This window comes from Bradyrhizobium manausense, from assembly GCF_018129685.1.
GTDB classification, from domain to species: Bacteria; Pseudomonadota; Alphaproteobacteria; order Rhizobiales; family Xanthobacteraceae; genus Bradyrhizobium; species Bradyrhizobium manausense_D.
Window position 1 is genome coordinate 1 of the sequence record NZ_JAFCLG010000054.1, and the last position, 2290, is coordinate 2290.

A 2290-nucleotide genomic window follows, 5' to 3' on the forward strand; every position below is an offset into this window, starting at 1 on the left:
CCGTTGAAGGAGGAGAAGGTCAAGGTCTTGCCGGTGATGCCGCCGACGCCGGAGGTACGGGCCGCGGTGAACGCGGTTGCCGTGCCGGTATTGCCGGCGAGACCGAGCGCGGACAAGGCATTGCCCGTCCCCGTGATCGACAGGTCGGCATTGACGCCCGTCGAAATCCTCAGTTGTCCTGAACTGTTGATCGACGAGGCCGTTTGTCCGGCCGCCGTTGCAAGCGTGCCACCACCGCTGCCGTTAAGCGCGAAAGTCTGCACGCCGGTCGCGAAGTCGATCGCCTTCAACAAGTCAGCGACATCCGCGCTCTGAAGATAGACCGTCGAGTTGCCGTTGCCGTCGGTGACGACGTTGCCGGACACGCCCTGGGTCGATCCCAACGAAGCCGCTGCTGGTGTCGATGCATCCTTGAAGGAGATGACGTGACCGTCGACATTGAGCGTCGATCCGGCCTGCACGAGCGAGCTCGTTGTGGCAGAACTTGTCGATCGCGGGACGTGGATCGTCGCATTACCGGAGCCGGTCGCGCTCGTGAGACCCAGCGCCGCAAGATCGTCGGCCTTGCCCGTGATGTTGAGGTCTGCGCCCGTCGTGCTGCGCAGGACAATCGTTCCGGGCGGTATACCCGACGGCGTCACCCCGGGCGGATTTGTCACGCTTGCGGTGCCACTGGTGTTGGTGGAGACGGCAACCCCGCTTGCGAGGTCGAACGCCGTCACGAAGTCATAGGCGGTGGTGCCGGCATTGAGGTAGACGATCGAATTGCCATCGCCGTCATTGACCACATTGTGGTAGACGCCGCTCGCCGTCCCCGCGAGGCTGGACGAAGTCGGCGTGGCCCCCGCCTTGACCGTGACCGTCTTGCCGTTGACGTTGAACGTATCGCCGTCGGCGAATTTGCTGGCGACCTGCGTCGTCAATGCACCGGATGCGCCATAGATCAGCGTGCTCGAGCTGATGGCGGCGGCAGAATTGTCCGTCAATGGGGCGCCGGTCAAGACTCCCTGCCCGCCGCCTAGCGTGGTTGTCGAGTTCGCCGGCGTCGTGCCGCCCGCAGCGCCTGAGTAGAGCACGTTGCCGTCGGCGGCCGTGCTCGCGTAGGACGTCGTGCCGCGCAGATCGGCCGCTGTCGCACCTGAGATCGAGGTGGAGACGTTGGACTTGGTGGAGTAGCCGACCGTGGTCTGGAGCGCCTGGTTGGCGATCGACTTGGCGCTGTCGATCAGCTTCTGCAGCGAGGTCAGGCCGGTGTTGGCCCCCTGGAGAACCTGGACGCCGTTGGCGATGCCATCGAGCAGATTCCCGATGTCGCCGGCGCGGTTATCGAGCGACTGCGCCGTGAAGTAATTGGTGGGATTGTCCAGAGCCGAGTTGACACTTTTGCCGGTCGACAGGCGGCTTTGGGTGGTGGCGAGCAAATCGGCCGTCGACTGCAGCGACAACAGGTTCTGGCGAACGGACGCCGAGAGAACGATGCCAGACATAACCACCCTTCTGGGAACGCGTCCACGATCGCGATCGCAATTGATCGGATTGATCGAGGGACCATCGGGCCTGAGCCCCTAAGAAATACTGAAAGTGGAACCGGAAGTTCAAAAAAAGCGGCGGGGCCGAAGCCCCGCCGCCGTGTCTTGCTTGCGATGTCGTCCGCTTGTTAGCGGAGCAGCTGCAGCACGCTCTGCTGCGACTGGTTGGCCAGCGACAGCGCGGAGACCGCGATCGACTGGCGGGTCGACAGCGCCTGGCTGTTCGCCGCTTCGACGTTGGTGTCGGCCAGCGTCAGGTTGGACGAACCGGTCTGCAGCACGTTGATCAGGTTCTTGTTGAAGTCCTGACGAACCTGCACGATCGTCAGGTTCGAACCCAGAGCCGACGCTTCCGAACGCAGCGTGCTCGACGCGGTGTTCAGGTTGGTCAGCACCTTGTTGGTCGCGGCGTTGTCGATGAAGTCGACGCCGCTGGTCAGCGCTGCGAGACCGAGACCCTTGGAGTTGTAGGTCACGCCCGTGATGCTGAGGCTCGACTTGCCGGTCTCGTCGAACACCAGCTTGAGCTGGTCGCCGTTCAACAGGTTGACACCGTTGAACGAGGAGTCCTGCGAGGTCGAGTCGATCTGCTGGAGGATGTTGTTGTACTGGTTGACCAAGTTGGCGCGGGACGTCTGCGCAACCGTATCCTGGACGGGGCTGGAAGCCGTCGAGAAGGTCAGCGCCGAAGTCAGCGTGCCGCCGATCGCACCACCCGCGGCGCTCGAACCGATGGTCGAGGACGCGTAGTCGTTGGTGGT

Annotated in this window: 2 protein-coding genes; both read right to left on the bottom strand. The window is 63.4% G+C overall.

The annotated features are described in order from the left end of the window. Positions 1 to 1487 (bottom strand): DUF1522 domain-containing protein (locus tag JQ621_RS35240; RefSeq protein WP_212241800.1); only part of this gene is annotated, 1487 nt, incomplete at its 3' end. 170 nt (positions 1488 to 1657) lie between these two features. After that, positions 1658 to 2290, bottom strand: a 633-nt coding sequence (locus tag JQ621_RS35245; RefSeq protein WP_283813240.1) for a flagellin, incomplete at its 5' end; no start/stop codon positions are given.